Source organism: Streptomyces sp. NBC_00513 (genome assembly GCF_041431415.1).
Lineage (GTDB): Bacteria > Actinomycetota > Actinomycetes > Streptomycetales > Streptomycetaceae > Streptomyces.
Window position 1 is genome coordinate 6,351,201 of record NZ_CP107845.1, and the last position, 16,553, is coordinate 6,367,753.

Annotated in this window: 16 protein-coding genes; 12 read left to right on the forward strand and 4 right to left on the reverse strand. The window is 72.0% G+C overall.

Annotated features, from left to right (window positions below):
* Nucleotides 1–6: 6 nt before the first annotated feature.
* A complete protein-coding gene (locus tag OHA84_RS29005; RefSeq protein ID WP_371591477.1) occupies nucleotides 7–1,365 on the reverse strand; it encodes an ArsB/NhaD family transporter in 1,359 nt (452 codons plus the stop codon).
* A gap of 71 nt (nucleotides 1,366–1,436) precedes the next feature.
* Here OHA84_RS29005 and OHA84_RS29010 point away from each other — a divergent pair, with 71 nt between their 5' ends.
* Together OHA84_RS29010 and OHA84_RS29015 are read left to right on the forward strand one after the other, a co-directional pair.
* Entirely contained in the window at nucleotides 1,437–2,402 is a 966-nt protein-coding gene (locus OHA84_RS29010) for a GlxA family transcriptional regulator (RefSeq protein ID WP_053677261.1), read from the forward strand.
* A 77-nt stretch (nucleotides 2,403–2,479) separates the two neighbouring features.
* The gene (locus OHA84_RS29015; RefSeq protein ID WP_053677259.1) at nucleotides 2,480–3,118 is read left to right on the forward strand and encodes a DJ-1/PfpI family protein; all 639 of its coding nucleotides are present in this window, start codon (nucleotides 2,480–2,482) and stop codon (nucleotides 3,116–3,118) included.
* Here OHA84_RS29015 and OHA84_RS29020 read toward each other — a convergent pair.
* A complete protein-coding gene (locus OHA84_RS29020) occupies nucleotides 3,093–3,842 on the reverse strand; it encodes an enoyl-CoA hydratase/isomerase family protein (RefSeq protein ID WP_053677258.1) in 750 nt (249 codons plus the stop codon). The genes OHA84_RS29015 and OHA84_RS29020 overlap by 26 nt on opposite strands.
* Nucleotides 3,843–4,154: 312 nt before the next feature.
* Here OHA84_RS29020 and OHA84_RS29025 point away from each other — a divergent pair, with 312 nt between their 5' ends.
* Nucleotides 4,155–4,667, forward strand: a complete 513-nt coding sequence (locus OHA84_RS29025) for an ATP-binding protein (protein ID WP_371591610.1) — start codon at nucleotides 4,155–4,157, stop codon at nucleotides 4,665–4,667.
* 45 nt (nucleotides 4,668–4,712) lie between these two features.
* Here OHA84_RS29025 and idi read toward each other — a convergent pair whose 3' ends face one another.
* Nucleotides 4,713–5,312, reverse strand: coding sequence for an isopentenyl-diphosphate Delta-isomerase (gene idi / locus OHA84_RS29030; protein WP_053677254.1), 600 nt, complete (start codon nucleotides 5,310–5,312; stop codon nucleotides 4,713–4,715).
* A 159-nt stretch (nucleotides 5,313–5,471) separates the two neighbouring features.
* Complete coding sequence (locus tag OHA84_RS29035) at nucleotides 5,472–6,686, reverse strand: bifunctional class I SAM-dependent methyltransferase/N-acetyltransferase (protein ID WP_266973908.1); 1,215 nt, start codon at nucleotides 6,684–6,686, stop codon at nucleotides 5,472–5,474.
* A gap of 520 nt (nucleotides 6,687–7,206) precedes the next feature.
* Here OHA84_RS29035 and OHA84_RS29040 point away from each other — a divergent pair.
* The 9 genes from OHA84_RS29040 to hpnD all read left to right on the forward strand — a co-directional run bounded on the left by OHA84_RS29040 (nucleotide 7,207) and on the right by hpnD (nucleotide 16,484).
* The gene (locus OHA84_RS29040) at nucleotides 7,207–8,988 is read left to right on the forward strand and encodes a DUF5941 domain-containing protein (protein WP_053677252.1); all 1,782 of its coding nucleotides are present in this window, start codon (nucleotides 7,207–7,209) and stop codon (nucleotides 8,986–8,988) included.
* Complete coding sequence (locus tag OHA84_RS29045) at nucleotides 8,985–9,737, forward strand: sugar phosphate nucleotidyltransferase (RefSeq protein ID WP_053677250.1); 753 nt, start codon at nucleotides 8,985–8,987, stop codon at nucleotides 9,735–9,737. The genes OHA84_RS29040 and OHA84_RS29045 overlap by 4 nt, the downstream gene beginning before the upstream one ends.
* On the forward strand, nucleotides 9,725–10,786 hold the full coding sequence (locus OHA84_RS29050) for an iron-containing alcohol dehydrogenase family protein (protein ID WP_053677248.1): 1,062 nt from the start codon (nucleotides 9,725–9,727) through the stop codon (nucleotides 10,784–10,786). The genes OHA84_RS29045 and OHA84_RS29050 overlap by 13 nt, the downstream gene beginning before the upstream one ends.
* The gene (locus tag OHA84_RS29055; protein ID WP_078998740.1) at nucleotides 10,764–11,543 is read left to right on the forward strand and encodes a CDP-alcohol phosphatidyltransferase family protein; all 780 of its coding nucleotides are present in this window, start codon (nucleotides 10,764–10,766) and stop codon (nucleotides 11,541–11,543) included. The genes OHA84_RS29050 and OHA84_RS29055 overlap by 23 nt, the downstream gene beginning before the upstream one ends.
* An 8-nt stretch (nucleotides 11,544–11,551) precedes the next feature.
* Nucleotides 11,552–12,424, forward strand: a complete 873-nt coding sequence (locus OHA84_RS29060; protein WP_266950767.1) for a glycosyltransferase family 2 protein — start codon at nucleotides 11,552–11,554, stop codon at nucleotides 12,422–12,424.
* 98 nt (nucleotides 12,425–12,522) lie between these two features.
* Nucleotides 12,523–13,452, forward strand: a complete 930-nt coding sequence (locus tag OHA84_RS29065) for an ABC transporter permease (protein WP_053677242.1) — start codon at nucleotides 12,523–12,525, stop codon at nucleotides 13,450–13,452.
* The gene (locus OHA84_RS29070; RefSeq protein WP_053677240.1) at nucleotides 13,445–14,227 is read left to right on the forward strand and encodes an ABC transporter ATP-binding protein; all 783 of its coding nucleotides are present in this window, start codon (nucleotides 13,445–13,447) and stop codon (nucleotides 14,225–14,227) included. Before OHA84_RS29065 ends, OHA84_RS29070 begins: the two co-directional genes overlap by 8 nt.
* 371 nt (nucleotides 14,228–14,598) lie before the next feature.
* Nucleotides 14,599–15,528 carry a squalene synthase HpnC gene (gene hpnC, locus OHA84_RS29075; RefSeq protein WP_053677313.1) on the forward strand — a complete coding sequence of 310 codons (930 nt, stop codon included), beginning with the start codon at nucleotides 14,599–14,601 and terminating at the stop codon, nucleotides 15,526–15,528.
* A complete protein-coding gene (gene hpnD, locus OHA84_RS29080) occupies nucleotides 15,525–16,484 on the forward strand; it encodes a presqualene diphosphate synthase HpnD (RefSeq protein ID WP_371591479.1) in 960 nt (319 codons plus the stop codon). Before hpnC ends, hpnD begins: the two co-directional genes overlap by 4 nt.
* Nucleotides 16,485–16,553: the final 69 nt, after the last annotated feature.

Genomic DNA, 16,553 nt, shown 5'->3' on the forward strand with positions numbered 1-16,553 from the left:
GCCGGGTCAGGTACCCAGCACCCGCAGGCCCGCCCACAGCGCGGTGACCGCCGCCACGATCGCCGTCGGGGTGGTCAGCAGGCCCAGGCGGGTGAAGTCGCCCAGGGCCACCCGGTCCCCGTGCACGTGCAGCAGGCGCCGCCACAGCAGGGTGGCCAGCGAGCCCGCGTAGGTCAGGTTCGGCCCGATGTTGACGCCGATCAGGACCGCCAGCACCGGGCCCGCCCCGCCCGGGGCGGCCAGCGGGAGCAGGGCCAGCACGGCGGGCAGATTGTTGATCAGGTTCGCCAGCACCGCGGCCACGGCCGCGACCGCGAGCAGCGCCGGCAGGGAGTCGCCGGCGGGCAGCACCGCGGCCAGGCCGTCGCCGAGGCCGTGGTCCACCACCCCCACGACCACCACCCCCAGCGCGAGGACGAACAGGCAGAACGCGGGCGCGGCGGAGACCACGACCCGCCGGGGGGTCGTCTCCCGACGCCACAGCGCCCGTACGGCCAGGACCAGCGTGCCGGCCAGCGCCGCCCAGACCGGGCTCGCCCCCGCGAAGGAGGCCACGGCGAAGCCGGCCAGGGTCAGCGCGAGCACCACCAGCGCGAAGCGGGGCATCGGTGCCTCCTCGGCCGCCTCCGGCACGTGCTCCGGCGGGACGCTCAGGTCGGCGCGGAAGTAGCGCCGGAACACCGCGTACTCCACGCCGATGGCCACCAGCCACGGCAGGGTCATCAGCGCGGCGAACCGGGTGAAGCTGAGGCCGCTCGCCGCGAAGGCGAGCAGATTGGTCAGGTTCGACACGGGCAGCAGCAGGGATGCCGTGTTCGCGAGGTGCGCGGTCGCGAAGACGTGGGGCCGGGGCCGTGCGCCGAGCCGGGCCGCCGTCGCCAGCACCACCGGGGTCAGCAGCACCACCGTCGCGTCCAGGCTCAGTGAGGCCGTGACCACGGAGGCGATGACGAAGACCCCGCCGAGCAGGGTCACCGGTCCGCGCCCGGCGGACCGGCGGGCCACGGCCGCGCCGGCGGCCCGGAAGAGCCCCTCGTCGGCGCACAACTGCGCGAGGGCCAGGATCACCGCGAGGAAGCCGACCACGGGCAGCAGTTCCCGGACCTGGGTCCACGCGTCGGCCGGCGGCACCACCCCGAGGGCGATGAGCAGGCCGGCCGCCGGCACGGCGGCCGTGGCCTCGGGCAGTCCGCGGGGGCGGACCACGGCGAAGGCCAGCACGGCGAGCAGCAGCGCGATCGAGAGGGATTCGGCGAGGACGGTGTTCAGGAGACTGCTCCGGGCGGTTCGGATGGTTCGGGCGGTTCGGATGGTTCGGGCCGGCGGGCGCGGCCGGGCATGACAACCCGGACAGGATCGCATCATCGCCGGCGGTGTCCGGATAGGTGGGATGCCCGTCATTGCGGCCATCACTCGCCGCGTCACACCATGGAGGCATGTCGTCGCGAAACGTGTTGGTCGTCCTCTACGACGGCGTGCAGAGCCTGGACGTGACCGGTCCGGTGGAGGTGTTCGCCGCCGTCGCCCGCTTCCCGGGCCGCCGCGGGTACGCCATCCGTACCGTCTCCCCGGGCGGGTCGGCGGTCCGCACGAGCAGCGGCCTGACGCTCGTGCCGGACGGGGACCTGGAGAGTGCCCGGCCCGACGAGGACACCACGCTGCTGGTGCCCGGAGGGCGGTACACGGGGGACTTCGAACCCCGGATCACCGAGTGGCTGCGCGTGCACGGGGGTCACGCGGGGCGCCTGGTGTCGGTGTGCACGGGGGGACTGCTGCTGGCCGAGGCGGGCCTGCTGGACGGGCGCCGCGCGACCACGCACTGGATGGTGTGCGAGCAGCTGGCCAGGGACCATCCGGCCGTCACGGTGGAGCCGGACCCGATCTACGTGCGGGACGGACGGGTCACCACCTCGGCCGGGGTCACCGCCGGGATCGACCTCGCGCTCGCGCTGGTCGAGGAGGACCACGGGCGGGACACGGCGCTCGTGATCGCCCGGCACCTGGTGGTGTTCCTGCGCCGCCCCGGCAACCAGGCCCAGTTCAGCGCCCAACTCGCGGCGCAGACCGCACGACGGGAGCCGTTGCGGGACGTACAGCAGTGGATCACCGAGCATCCGGACGAGGACCTCGGAGTGGAGGCGCTCGCGGCCCGCGCGGCCCTCTCGCCGCGGCACTTCGCGCGGGCCTTCCGGGCCGAGACCGGGGTGACGCCCGGACGGTACGTCGAGCGGGTGCGGGTGGAGCACGCGCGGCGTTTGCTGGAGGAGGGCGTGGAGGGCGTGGCGCAGATCTCGCGGGCCTGCGGATACGGCACGCCGGAGGCGCTGCGCAGAGCCTTCGTGAAGACCCTGGGCCAGTCCCCGGCCGAGTACCGACGCCGCTTCGGCGGAGCCCCGGCGTGACCGCGCGCCGCCGGGTCGACCACGAGTTTGCCGGGTGCGGGATCCCGCACCCGGACGATCACCGCTCAGGAGGAACCATGCAGATCGCCGTACTGCTCTACGACGGGTTCACCGCCCTCGACGCCATCGGACCCTTCGACACCCTCGGTCGCCTCCAGGGCGCCGAGACCGTCTTCGTCTCCGAGCGTCCGGGGCCCGTGCGCACCGACAACGGGAGCCTCGCGCTCGTCGCCGACAAGTCGCTGGGCGAGGTGACCCGCCCGGACGTCATCGTCGTGCCCGGCGGCCCGCACCCCGAGAAGCAGATGGGCAACCCCGCCGTGCTCGACTGGCTGCGCGCGGTCGACGCCGGCACCACGTGGACCACCTCCGTGTGCACGGGCTCGCTCCTGCTGGCCGCCGCCGGCCTGCTCGACGGGCGGCGGGCCGCCGGCCACTGGCTGTACCTGGACCGACTGCCGGCGTTCGGCGCCGAACCCACCGGGGAACGGGTGGTCTTCGACGGCAAGTACGTGACGGCCGCCGGGGTGTCCTCCGGCATCGACATGGGGCTCACGCTGCTCGGCCGGATCGCGGGCGACGAGTTCGCGCAGATCGTCCAGCTGATGACCGAGTACGATCCGCAGCCGCCCTACGACGCCGGTTCCCCCGAGAAGGCCCCGGCCGAGATCGTCGCGATGCTGCGCGGGCTCAACGCGTCGGAGGCGTCCAGGTGAAGACGGGGGTCCGGCGTTCCAGGAACGCGGCCACGCCCTCCGCGGTGTCCCCGCTGCCGGCCGCCTGCGCCGACCAGTGGGCGTCCCGGTCCTCGCGGCCGTTCGCGAACTCCTTCGCGGCGGCCTGGGTGAGCGGGGAGCGTGACGTCAGGATCCGGGTGAACTCGGCGACGCGCTTGTCCAGTTCACCGGCCGGCAACAGCTCGTCGAGGAAGCCGGTGCGCAGCGCCCGATCGGCGTCGATCAACTCGGCTGAGAAGAGCAGGTACTTGGCCGTCGCCGGTCCCACGAGAGCGGCCAACCTCCGTGTCGAGGAAGCCGGGTAGACGATGCCGAGCTTCGCCGGGGTCACCCCGTACGAGGAGCCCTCCTCGGCGAACCGCAGGTCGCACGCGGCCGCCAGTTGACTGCCGCCGCCCACGCAGAAGCCCCGGATGGCGGCGAGCGTGGGTTTGGGGAAGGCGGCCAGCGCCTCCTCGGCCGCGACGGCCAGCGCCTGCGGATCGTCGGATCCCGTCAGCGAGGAGATGTCGGCGCCCGCGCAGAAGGTGGCCCCGGCGCCGGTCAGCACGAGGACCCGTACGGCCGGGTCGGTCGCCAGGCCGGACAGCAGGCCCGGCAGGGCCCGCCACATGTCGGCCGTCATGGCGTTGCGCTTCGCGGGATGGGAGACGACGACGGTGGCGACCCCGCCGGCCACGCTGTGAAGGAGGGCTGCGTCCATGCGCCGGATGCTATCCCGGACCGTCGATCCCATGATCGGGGGAGTCGGTCCGGGTCACCCGGCCTGGTCGGGGAGGACGGGACGGCGGCGGGGCCGGGCGCGGCGGGCGGGACGAGGCGGGCGGGACGCGCGAGACGTCCGAGAAGAGCGCATCGGGAGATCAGGAACGGTCGCACAACTGACTCCGTCATACGCCATCGGTCAGAAAGCGTCCGATTGGCGCTGACTTATGGTCAGTGATGCGGTCCGGACCAGGCCGGTGCCCACTCTTGACGCGTGGAGACGATCGAGCGCGAAGACGGGGGTCGGAAGATGGACGACAGCGGGAACACCCCGCCGGCAGAGGGGGGTGAGCCGGAGGCTCCGGCCGACCCCCTCGCGTACGAGGGCGTGTGGCGATTCACCGCTCCCGCGGTAGAAGAATCCGTTCCTCAGGCTCGCCGGGCGGTCCGTGACCTGCTCGGCCGGCAGGGGGTGCCGGCCCATCAGGACCTGGTGTACTCCCTGCTGCTGATCGTCTCCGAACTGGTGACGAACTCCGTCCGGCACGCGGCCCTGCTCTCGCCCGAGGTCGCGGTCGAGGTCGCGGTGGGCCGCGCATGGGTACGGGTGGCCGTCGAGGACAACCACCCGTACCGCCCCAAAGCCCTTGAGGCCGATTTCGGCCAGACCGGCGGACGGGGCCTGCTGCTCGTCCGGGAGATCACGCTGGAGGCCGGCGGGGTCTGCGACGTCGAGCACACCTCGACGGGCGGCAAGGTGATCTGGGCGGCGCTGCCGCTGACCGTCCCCACCGGGCCGTCGACCCCCGCCCCGCACGTGTGACCCACTCGCGCGGCAGGCGCCCGCGCCCGTGCGCCGGCGGGGGGACTACCAGCCCGCGGCGTCCCCGGTCAGCTCGCGGATCGCGGGCCGGGCAGCGTCGAGCACGGTCATGAACCACGCCGAGAACGGCGCCTCGGCATGCCGCTTCACCAACTCGTCGGCGGTGACGAACGCCGTCTCCCCGACCTCTTCCGGATCGGGCCGCAGCTCAGCCTGGGCGAGTCCCACGAACAGGTGGTTGTACTCCTGCTCCACCAGACCCGACGCGGGGTCGGGGTGGTTGTAGCGCACCGTTCCCGCCTCGGCGAGCAGCGAGGGCGACAGCCCCAACTCCTCGTGGGTGCGCCGGGCGGCGGCCGCGAACGGCGACTCCCCGGGGTAGGGATGACCGCAGCAGGTGTTCGACCAGACGCCGGGGGAGTGGTACTTCCCCAGGGCCCGCCGCTGCAGCAGCAGCCGCCCCTGCTCGTCGAAGAGGAACACCGAGAACGCGCGGTGCAACAGACCGGGGGCCTGGTGGGCGGAGAGCTTCTCCGCCGTGCCGATGGTGTTGCCGGACTCGTCGACCAGTTCGAGCATGATCGCTTCTTGGATCCCGGTGCCGGTGGACGCGCTGTTCGCGGCGGTGGCTGGTGTGGTCGGCATACCCATCCTTCGCTTCGGACTTCGGCCTTCAAGTCTGCCGTACAAAAGCGGCTTGTCCCCACTTCGAACATCAGCGCACGTCCGCCCCCCGTCGCATGCTAGGCGGGCGACGGGGGGCGGATCACTCGGGCCCCGGCCGGACCGGGCCGGGCCGCCGCGTCAGACGCCGAACGGCGCCGGATAGGCGATCGTGCCCGCGGGGATCGGCACGGTGTCGTCCAGCACGAGCGCCATCATCACCTCGTCGGGCACCTCGAAGGGCGCCCGGATCCCGAACCGGGACGCCGGCACGAAACCGAAGCGCGCGTAATACGCCGGATGCCCGAGGACGAGCACCAACGACTCCCCGCGCCCGCGGGCGTCCGCGAGGAGCGCCCGTACGACCGCGCTGCCCGCGCCCGAGCGGTGGACCGCGGGGTCGGCCGCCACGGGTGCGAGCGCGAGCGCCGGTGCGCCGGACACCTCGCAGCGGGTCAGCAGGGCGTGCGCCGCCGGCGATCCGTCCGGGCGCTCGGCCACGTACGACAGCCCCGGCAGCCAGGAGACGTCCGCGCGGAGGGCGTCGACCAGATCCGCCTCCAGGGGGGTCTCGAACGCCGCCAGGTTGACTTCGCGCACCCCCGGGACATCGGCGGCGGTCTCCGGGCGGGCCGGCCAGGCACCGCCGTCCCCGGCGGTCACCGGGCGCAGGACGTAGCCCGTGTACCCGTACTCGTGCCCGTGCCGTTCCCGTACGTCGAGCTCCTCGCGCACCGCGGCGGTCGCGGCACGGGCCGGGGCGCCGGCGGTCGGATCGTCGCAGGCGCGCACCCGCTCGCCGAGCGGACCGTAGTACTCGGCCCAGTCGGAGTCGGGCTGGTGGTGGACGCCCGACACCCGGTACCCGGCGACCTGGACGGCCGCGAGGTTGCGGGCGGTGGAGCGCAGCGGGTACTGGGGGTCCCAGAAGGCGCGTGCCCCCGCGGACGGCTCCTCGACGGTCCACTCGCACTCCGTCACCACGAGGGCGCCGCCGGGTGCGAGCAGGCGCTTCCACGACGCGAGCGCGCGGTCGAAGCCGACGATGTAGGCCGAACCCTCGGCCCAGACGAGGTCGAAGGAGCCGTCCTCGCAGGTCAGCGCCCCCATGTCCGCGTTGACGGCATGGACACGGTCGCCGAGCCCGCGGGCCTCGGCCGCCTCGCGGAGCTCGTCGAGGAAGCCCTCGTACAGATCGACCGCGGTCACCTCGGCGCCCGCCTCGGCGGCGAGCAGCAGCGCGCCGCGGCCCGGACCGCAGCCCAGGTCCAGGACCCGGGGGCGCTCGGGCAGCGGCCCGCACAGGGACAGCAGGTGCCGGGTGGTCGCGTCGGAACCGGGGGACTGCCGGGGCAGGCCGCGGTGGAGCGTGAGGAAGGCCTCACGGAAAGCGGGGTCGCCGAAGTCGGCATCGCCGAAGTCGGGTGTGGAAGAGGAGGAGCCGGAAGGAATGGAACCGGTGTGGTCGGTCAACGTGAACCCTCGGAACGGGGGCTCCGGCCGACGGGGCCGATCGGGGTGATCAGGCCTGGCCGGACGCCCGGAGGAAGACGGGGATGTGTCGGAGCGCGTCGCTGCCCTCGGCGGCGACCTCTGCGACGGTCATCAACCCACCTCTTTCTCGTCCGGTTCCGGTGCGGGACGTGTGCGCGAAGGTCGTACACGTCTGCGAGAAGCCTAACAGTCACGCGGTTTGTGATCCCCGAGCGTTCTCGTCGATGATGATCGCCACGGGGCCTCCCAGCCCGGGAACATTCGGCTTGTCGGAGCGCAAACGGGTGGTGAACCCCCGCTTCCATTCATCCGATAGCCTCTGCCGACGTGCCGCCGCCCCACGCGGCGGCCGTCCCGTGTTCGCTGCAAGGAGTGGGTTCGACTGCCGACCGTCATCCTCACCGGCCTGCCGGTCCCCGGATCGCCGCTCGCCGACGAGCTGCGCACGTTGGGCTTCGACGTCCGCTCCGTCACCAGGCCCGAGGACACCGCCACCGCGCTGGCCGACGTACCGACCGAACAGCGGGTGGCCGTCGTCGACAGCGCGTTCGTCGGCCACGTGCACGCCCTGCGGCTCGCGCTCACCGACCCGCGCTTCGACGCCTGCGCCGTGACCGGCGCCTTCGCCGTCCAGGCCGCTGCCCGCGCCGCCCTGGACCTGGCCGCGGCCCTCCCCGAGAACGGCGCCGGCCCCTACCCCGACCGGCTCGCCGCCGCCGTCGAGGCCGCCGGGATCCCCGTGCAGCGGCCCGAGCTCGGCACCCTGGTCGCCGCCGTCCCCGCCGCCGGCCCGGAGCGCGCGAGCGCCGTCGCCGCCGTCGCCGCCGTGGACGACGAGGCCGTGCGGCTGCGGACCGCCGTGAAGTCCCGCGACGGGTTCTTCACCACCTTCTTCATCAGCCCGTACTCGCGCTACGTCGCCCGCTGGTGCGCGCGCCGCGGCCTGACCCCCAACCAGGTCACCACCGCCTCGCTGCTCACCGCGCTCGTCGCGGCCGGCTGCGCGGCCACCGGTGACCGCTGGGGCTACGTCGCGGCCGGTGTCCTCCTCCTCCTCTCCTTCGTACTGGACTGCGCCGACGGGCAGCTCGCCCGCTACTCCCTGCAGTACTCGACGCTGGGCGCCTGGCTCGACGCGACCTTCGACCGCGCGAAGGAGTACTCCTTCTACGCGGGCCTCGCGCTCGGCGCGGCCAGGAACGGCGACGACGTCTGGGCCCTGGCCCTCGGCGCGATGATCCTGATGACCTGCCGGCACATCGTCGACTTCTCCTTCAACGAGGCGAACCACGACGCCACGGCGAACACGAGCCCCACCGCCGCCCTCTCCGACCGGCTCGACAGCGTCGGCTGGACGGTCTGGGTCCGCCGGATGATCATCCTGCCGATCGGCGAACGGTGGGCGATGATCGCCGTGCTGACCGCCGTCACCACCCCCCGGATCGTCTTCTACGCCCTGCTCATCGGCTGCGCCTTCGGCGCGCTGTACACCACCGCGGGCCGCGTGCTGCGCTCGCTGACCCGCAAGGCGAAGCGCACCGACCGCGCCGCCCAGGCGCTGGCCGACCTCGCCGACTCGGGCCCGATCGCGACCCTCACCGGCCGGATCGTCGGCCGGATGGCGCCCGGCGCCGGCATCGCCGCCGCCCTCGTCGGCTCGGTCGCGCTGCTGTGGACGGCCTGGGCGTACGAGTTCGGTGCCCGCCAGGTCGTCATCGCCGCCGTCTTCTACGCGGTCCTCGCCGGCGCCGCCGTCGCCCGCCCCCTCAAGGGCGCCCTCGACTGGCTCGTCCCGCCCGTCTTCCGGGCCGCCGAGTACACCACCGTATTGATCCTCGCGGCCAAGGCGGACGTCCCGGGAGCCCTCCCGGCGGCATTCGGACTGGTCGCGGCGGTCGCCTACCATCACTACGACACGGTCTACCGCATCCGCGGTGGCACCGGGGCGCCCCCGCACTGGCTGGTGCGGACGATCGGCGGGCACGAGGGCCGGGTGCTGCTCACCGCGGCACTGGCCGCCGTCCTGGCCGAGCGCCCCGCGGACTTCCCCGTCGCGCTCACGGTCACGGCCGTGTTCGTGGCACTCGTGGTGCTCTCGGAGAGCATCCGGTTCTGGGTCTCCTCCGGAGCACCCGCCGTACATGACGAAGGAGAACCAGCATGATCGGCCTTGTACTCGCTGCCGGTGCCGGACGCCGTCTGCGTCCCTACACCGACACCCTGCCCAAGGCCCTCGTGCCCGTCGGTCCCGAGGGGGACGAGGAGAGCCTGACCGTCCTCGACCTCACCCTCGGCAACTTCGCCGAGGTCGGACTGACCGAGGTCGCGATCGTCGTCGGCTACCGCAAGGAAGCCGTGTACGAGCGCCGCGAGGCCCTGGAGGCCAAGTACGGCGTCAAGATCACGCTGATCGACAACGACAAGGCCGAGGAGTGGAACAACGCCTACTCCCTGTGGTGCGCGCGTGACGTCCTCAAGCGCGGCGTGATCCTCGCCAACGGCGACACCGTCCACCCGGTCTCCGTCGAGAAGACCCTGCTGGCCGCCCGAGGCCAGGGCCAGAAGATCATCCTCGCCCTCGACACGGTCAAGCAGCTGGCCGACGAGGAGATGAAGGTCATCACCGCCGACGGCCAGGGCGTGCGCAGGATCACCAAGCTGATGGAGCCGTCGGAGGCGACCGGCGAGTACATCGGCGTCACCCTGATCGAGCCGGAAGCCGCCGAGGAACTGGCGCGGGCGCTCCAGACCACCTTCGAGCGCGACCCCGACCTCTACTACGAGGACGGCTACCAGCAGCTCGTCAACGACGGCTTCACCATCGACGTGGCCCCCATCGGCGACGTCAAGTGGGTCGAGATCGACAACCACGACGACCTCGCCAAGGGCCGGACCATCGCATGCCAGTACTGACGCGGCTGATCCCCTCGCCCGTCGTCGTCGACATCAGCTGCGGCGCGATGGACGACCTGGCCGGCCTCCTGGCCGACCAGCGCGTCTCCGCGTCCGGCAAGCTTGCGATCGCGATCAGCGGGGGATCCGGCCAGGTGCTGCGCGCCAAGCTGGAGCCCGTCCTGCCGCACGCCGACTGGTACCCGGTCGTCGACGGCACCATCGACTCGGCGGTCAAGCTGGCCGACGACATAAAGGGCCGCCGCTACGACGCGGTCGTCGGACTGGGCGGCGGCAAGATCATCGACGTGGCGAAGTACGCCGCGGCGCGGGTCGGGCTGCCCATGGTGGCCGTCGCCACCAACCTCTCCCACGACGGCATCTGCTCGCCGGTGTCCATCCTGGACAACGACAACGGCCGCGGTTCCTACGGCGTTCCCATGCCGATCGCGATGGTCATCGACCTCGACGTGATCAAGGACGCCCCGGCCCGCTTCGTCCGCGCGGGCATCGGCGACGCGATCTCCAACATCTCGGCCGTCGCCGACTGGGAGCTCTCGCACCGCCTCAACGGCGAGCCCGTCGACGGCCTGGCCGCCGCCATGGCCCGCACCGCCGGCGAGTCCGTGCTGCGCCACCCCGGCACGGTGGGCGACGACGAGTTCCTGACCGTGCTCTCGGAGGCCCTCGTGCTCTCCGGCATCGCCATGTCGATCAGCGGGGACACCCGCCCGTCGTCCGGCGCCTGCCACGAGATCAGCCACGCCTTCGACCTGCTCTACCCGGGACGCTCCGCGCTCCACGGCGAGCAGGTCGGCATCGGGGCGGCCTTCGCCATGCACCTGCGGGGAGCCAAGGAGCACTCCGCGCTCTTCGTCGAGGTGCTGCGCCGCCACGAGCTGCCCGTGCTGCCCGAGGAGATCGGGTTCAGCGTGGACGAGTTCGTCGCGGCCGTCGAGTACGCCCCCCAGACCCGACCTGGACGCTTCACCATCCTGGAGCACCTCAACCTGTCCGCAGCCGAGATCAGGGATGCTTACGCCGACTATGTCCAAACCATCCGTAGCTGAACTCCGGCCCGTCGTTCACCCGCCGGGCGTCAAGGATCGACGCAGCGGCGAGCACTGGGGCGGACGCCTCTACATGCGCGAGATCTCCCTGCGCATCACCCGCGTCCTGGTCTCCACCAAGGTCACGCCCAACCAGCTGACCTACGTGATGACCGTGGCCGGAGTCCTCGCGGCCCCGGCCCTGCTGATCCCGGGCATCTGGGGCGCCGTCCTCGGCGTGATCATGGTCCAGCTCTACCTGCTGCTCGACTGCGTCGACGGCGAGGTCGCCCGCTGGAAGAAGCAGTTCTCGCTCTCCGGGGTGTACCTGGACCGCGTCGGCGCCTACCTGTGCGACGCCGCGGTGCTGGTCGGCTTCGGCCTGCGCGCCTCGGACCTGTGGGGCAGCGGGCGGATCGACTGGCTGTGGGCGTTCCTGGGCACCCTGGCGGCGCTCGGCGCGATCCTGATCAAGGCCGAGACCGATCTGGTCGGCGTCGCCCGGCACCAGGTCGGCAAGGCGCCCGTCAAGGAGGAGGCGTCGGAACCGCGCTCGTCCGGCATGGCGCTCGCGCGCCGGGCCGCCGCCGCGCTCAAGTTCCACCGGCTGATCCTGGGCATCGAGGCCTCGCTGCTCATCCTGCTGCTGGCCGTCGTCGACCAGGTCCGCGGCGACCTGTTCTACACCCGGCTCGGCGTCGCCGTGCTGGCCGGCATCGCCCTGCTGCAGACCCTGCTGCACCTGGTGTCGGTCCTGGCCTCCAGCAGGCTCAAGTGACGACGCCGATGCGGCTGGGCGCCGTGATCATCACCATGGGCAACCGTCCCGACGAGCTCAAGGCGCTCCTCGACTCGGTGGCGCGCCAGGACGGCGCCCCCGTCGAGGTCGTCGTCGTCGGCCAGGGCGTCAAGGTCACCGGCCTGCCCGAGGGGGTCCGTACGGTCGACCTGCCCGAGAACCTGGGCATCCCCGGCGGCCGCAACGTCGGCATCGAGGCCTTCGGCCCCGGTGGCACCGACGTGGACGCCCTGCTCTTCCTGGACGACGACGGGCTGCTGGAACGCACCGACACCGCCGAACTGTGCCGGCAGGCCTTCGCCGAGGACCCCTCGCTCGGGATCGTCAGCTTCCGGATCGCCGATCCGGACACCGGCGAGACCCAGCGGCGCCACGTGCCGCGGCTGCGCGCCTCCGACCCCATGCGTTCCTCCCGCGTGACCACCTTCCTGGGCGGCGCCAACGCCGTCCGCACGAGGGTGTTCGAGCAGGTCGGAGCGCTGCCGGGGGAGTTCTTCTACGCCCACGAGGAGACCGACCTGGCCTGGCGGGCACTCGACGCCGGGTGGCGGATCGACTACCGCGCGGACATGGTGCTGCTGCACCCGACGACGGCTCCGTCCCGGCACGCGGTCTACCACCGTATGGTGGCTCGTAACCGGGTGTGGCTGGCCCGCCGGAATCTGCCCGCCCTCCTGGTACCGCTCTACCTGGGCGTCTGGATGGCCCTGACGCTCCTGCGCAAGCCGTCGGGACCGGCCCTCAAGGCCTGGTTCGGCGGGTTCAAGGAGGGCTGGACCACCCCGTGTGGTCCCAGACGCCCCATGAAGTGGCGTACGGTCTGGCGGCTGACCCGGCTCGGCCGACCACCTGTCATCTGACAAGCTCGCGTCTGGGAGCATGGGGCCTGATCAAGGGCCCCGTACTCCGGGTCCGATCCCCCCTTCTGCCGCATCTTGAAGACGGAAAGTTTCAACTTGTGAGTGACACAACCCACGACGGCGCCCTCGCCACGAGCAAGCCGCCGTCCGAAGACGCGGGGCTCGCCCCCGCGGAGCTCGCCAGGAAGTACGGCCTGTCCGTCAGCGGAGCCCGGCCCGGCCTGGGCGAGTACGTGCGGCAGCTCTGGGGCCGACGTCACTTCATCATGGCCTTCTCCCGGGCCAAGCTGGTGGCGCAGTACAGCCAGGCGAAGCTCGGGCAGATCTGGCAGGTGGCGACCCCGCTGCTGAACGCCCTGGTCTACTACCTGATTTTCGGCCTGATCCTGAACGCGGGCCGGGGCATGGAGAAGGGCGTTTACATCCCCTTCCTGGTGATGGGCATCTTCGTCTTCACCTTCACCCAGAACTCGGTGATGGCGGGTGTCCGCGCGATCCCCGGCAACCTCGGTCTGGTCCGCGCCCTGCACTTCCCGCGCGCCTCGCTCCCCATCTCCTTCTCGATGCAGCAGCTCCAGCAGCTGATGTACTCGATGATCGTGGTGGTCATCGTCGCGGTGGCCTTCGGCAACTACCCGCAGTTGTCGTGGCTGCTGGTCATCCCGGCGCTGGCGCTGCAGTTCGTCTTCAACACCGGGCTGGCGCTGGTCTTCGCGCGGATGGGGTCCAAGACCCCCGACCTCGCGCAGCTGATGCCGTTCATCACGCGCACGTGGATGTACGCCTCGGGTGTCATGTTCTCGATCAACGAGATGCTGAAGGACAAGCCGGCCTGGATCGCGGACGTCCTCCAGTGGAACCCCGCGGCCATCTACATGGACCTCGTCCGCTTCGCGCTGATCGACGGCTACGGCCCGGAAAACCTGCCGCCGCACGTCTGGGGCTTCGCGGTCGGCTGGGCCGTTCTCACCGGCATCGGCGGCTTCGTGTACTTCTGGAAGGCTGAGGAGCGTTACGGCCGTGGCTGAGATCAAGAAGGGGCACGTCCCCACCGTCATCGCCGACGAGGTCCACATCGTCTACCGGGTCAACACCGGCAGCTCCGGCAGGGGCAGCGCCACGGCGGCGCTGAGCAAGATACTCCGCCGGGGCAAGGGCGACTCCCCGGGCGTGCGCCGGGTCCACGCCGTACGCGGCGTCTCCTTCACCGCGTACCGCGGCGAGGCCATCGGGGTCATCGGCTCCAACGGTTCCGGCAAGTCCACCCTGCTGCGCGCCATCGCGGGGCTGCTGCCCTGCGAGTCCGGCAAGGTCTACACGGACGGCCAGCCCTCGCTGCTGGGCGTCAACGCCGCACTCATGAACGACCTGACCGGCGAACGCAACGTCGTCCTCGGCGGTCTGGCGATGGGCATGACGCGCGAGCAGATCAGGGAGCGCTACGACGACATCGTCGACTTCTCCGGGATCAACGAGAAGGGCGACTTCATCTCCCTGCCGATGCGCACGTACTCCTCGGGCATGGCGGCACGCCTGCGTTTCTCCATCGCCGCGGCCAAGGACCACGACGTCCTGATGATCGACGAGGCGCTGGCGACCGGTGACCGCAAGTTCCAGGTCCGCTCGGAAGCCCGTATTCGCGAGCTGCGCGAGACGGCCGGAACGGTGTTCCTGGTGAGTCACAACAACAAGTCCATCCGCGACACCTGCGACCGCGTGCTGTGGTTGGAGAAGGGTGAGCTGCTGATGGACGGGCCCACCGAGGAAGTCGTCTCGGCATATGAGAAGGCCACCAGTCACTGACAGGACGAGGTGCCTGTCAATGCCCGGTAATACCGCAGGCCCCTGCCGCTCCGTGCGGCGGGGGCCTTGGTGTGACGGCGATTATTTCCGCCCTCCGACATTTGCTCGCGAAGCGAATACCCGATAGGCCTCCGCGACGTTGTACAGCGTAAGCTGGGGCAGTTCTCGATCACATCAAGAGGGGACGTTTCCCCACAGCCGAATGGCCGGGGGTACCCCGGGTAAAGTCCGGCGGCGTGTCCGAAATAGGATGCCTTGGGTCGGCAGTGTAGAACGGGAGATGTGACGGCAATGGCTACGGGAATTCTCCGGCCCCCAAACACTGTGGCCGTCCCCGCCCCGGGCGGCGGGCGGTGAGCCCCGGGCACGGTATCCGTGGTCGACGGCACCCGGTCCCCGCGACGTCCGACGCCCACACGAGCCTCACGCTCGACAAGGCCCGGACGGAGAACTTCCCCGTCGCCCCCGCCTTCCTGCCCCGCGCCTGGCGCGACGGGCTGACGGCGGTGTACGGCTACGCCCGACTCGTCGACGACATCGGCGACGGCGACCTCGCCCCCGGCGGCCACGACGCCGTCCTGCTCGGCCTCGACCCGGAGGCCTCGGACGACCGGCTCGCCATGCTCGACGCCTTCGAGGCCGACCTGAAGCGCGTCTTCGCGGGCGCCGACGGCCCCCCGCGGCACCCCCTGCTGCGGGCCCTGCGGCCCGTGGTCCGCGCGCACGACCTCACCCCCGAGCCCTTCCTCGGTCTGATCGAGGCCAACCGTCAGGACCAACGGGTCGCCCGCTACGAGACGTACGGGGACCTGCTCGCCTACTGCGAGCTGTCCGCGAACCCCGTCGGCCGCCTCGTGCTCGCCCTCACCGGGACGGCGACCCCCGAGCGGATCCGACGCTCCGACGCCGTCTGCACCGCACTCCAGATCGCCGAGCACCTCCAGGACGTCGCCGAGGACCTCGGCCGCGACCGGATCTACCTCCCGGCCGAGGACATGCGCCGCTTCCACGTGTCCGAGGTCGACCTCAAGGCCCCCACCGCAGGAGCGTCCGTACGCTCCCTCATCGCATTCGAAACCGTGCGCGCCCGGGACCTCCTGAATGAAGGCACCCCCCTCGTGGGTAGCGTCCACGGCAGGCTCCGACTGCTGCTCGCGGGGTTCGTGGGGGGCGGGCGCGCCGCCCTGCGAGCCGTCACCGACGCCGGTTTCGACGTACTTCCCGGCCCGCCCAAGCCCACCGGGAGCGGCCTGCTCCGCGAGGTGGCCGCCGTCCTGCGCACAGCGCCGAGAAAGGGGTGAGCCCCAACGTGGAGGGCCCCACACACGCGTCCACACCGTCCGCGCCGGTCCAGGCCGCCTACGGCTACTGCGAGGCAGTCACCGGCTCGCAGGCCCGCAACTTCGCGTACGGCATCAGGCTGCTGCCCAACGACAAGCGGCAGGCCATGTCCGCGCTGTACGCGTTCTCGCGCCGCGTCGACGACATCGGCGACGGCACGCTGGCGCCCGACGCCAAGCTGGTCCGGTTGGAGGAGACCCGCGCCCTCCTGGGCCGGATCCGCGCCGAGGAGATCGACGAGGACGACACCGACCCCGTCGCCGTCGCCCTCGCCCACGCCGCGCGCCGCTTCCCGATCCCCCTGGGCGGACTCGACGAACTCATCGACGGCGTCCTGATGGACGTGCGCGGCGAGAGCTACGAGACCTGGGACGACCTCAAGGTCTACTGCCGCTGCGTCGCGGGCGCCATCGGACGCCTCTCGCTCGGCGTGTTCGGCACCGCCCCCGGCGCGCACGACGCCGAGCGGGCCGGCGAGTACGCCGACACCCTCGGCCTCGCCCTGCAACTCACCAACATCCTCAGGGACGTTCGCGAGGACGCCGGCAACGGACGCACCTACCTCCCGGCCGAGGACCTCGCCAAGTTCGGCTGCTCCGAGGGCTTCCGCAGCGAGCGGATGTCCGCCGGCGCCGACTTCGCCGGCCTCGTCCACCACGAAGTCCGGCGCGCCCGCGCCCTGTTCGTCGAGGGCTACCGACTGCTGCCCATGCTCGACCGGCGCAGCGGTGCCTGCGTCGCCGCCATGGCCGGCATCTACCGCCGCCTCCTCGACCGCATCGAGCGCGAGCCCGACGCCGTGCTGCGCGGACGCGTCTCGCTGCCCACGCACGAGAAGGCGTACGTCGCCGTACGCGGCCTCTCCGGCCTCGACGCCCGGACCGTCTCCCGGCAGAGCACCAGGAGGCGGCCTTGACGGCGCGGGCCGGCCTCGACCGCGACGGCCGCGCCCGGACCGGGGCAACCCCGCCGCCGGCCGGGGCGT

Bases quoted from the DNA above. Each gene is read 5' to 3' on its own strand.
- idi (WP_053677254.1), bottom strand. From the start codon at position 5,312: ATGCCGACCACACCAGCCACCGCCGCGAACAGCGCGTCCACCGGCACC.
- OHA84_RS29005 (WP_371591477.1), bottom strand. From the start codon at position 1,365: ATGATGCGATCCTGTCCGGGTTGTCATGCCCGGCCGCGCCCGCCGGCC.
- OHA84_RS29010 (WP_053677261.1), top strand. From the start codon at position 1,437: ATGTCGTCGCGAAACGTGTTGGTCGTCCTCTACGACGGCGTGCAGAGC.
- OHA84_RS29045 (WP_053677250.1), top strand. From the start codon at position 8,985: ATGATCGGCCTTGTACTCGCTGCCGGTGCCGGACGCCGTCTGCGTCCC.
- OHA84_RS29020 (WP_053677258.1), bottom strand. From the start codon at position 3,842: ATGGACGCAGCCCTCCTTCACAGCGTGGCCGGCGGGGTCGCCACCGTC.
- OHA84_RS29060 (WP_266950767.1), top strand. From the start codon at position 11,552: ATGCGGCTGGGCGCCGTGATCATCACCATGGGCAACCGTCCCGACGAG.
- OHA84_RS29050 (WP_053677248.1), top strand. From the start codon at position 9,725: ATGCCAGTACTGACGCGGCTGATCCCCTCGCCCGTCGTCGTCGACATC.
- OHA84_RS29015 (WP_053677259.1), top strand. From the start codon at position 2,480: ATGCAGATCGCCGTACTGCTCTACGACGGGTTCACCGCCCTCGACGCC.
- OHA84_RS29025 (WP_371591610.1), top strand. From the start codon at position 4,155: ATGGACGACAGCGGGAACACCCCGCCGGCAGAGGGGGGTGAGCCGGAG.
- OHA84_RS29055 (WP_078998740.1), top strand. From the start codon at position 10,764: ATGTCCAAACCATCCGTAGCTGAACTCCGGCCCGTCGTTCACCCGCCG.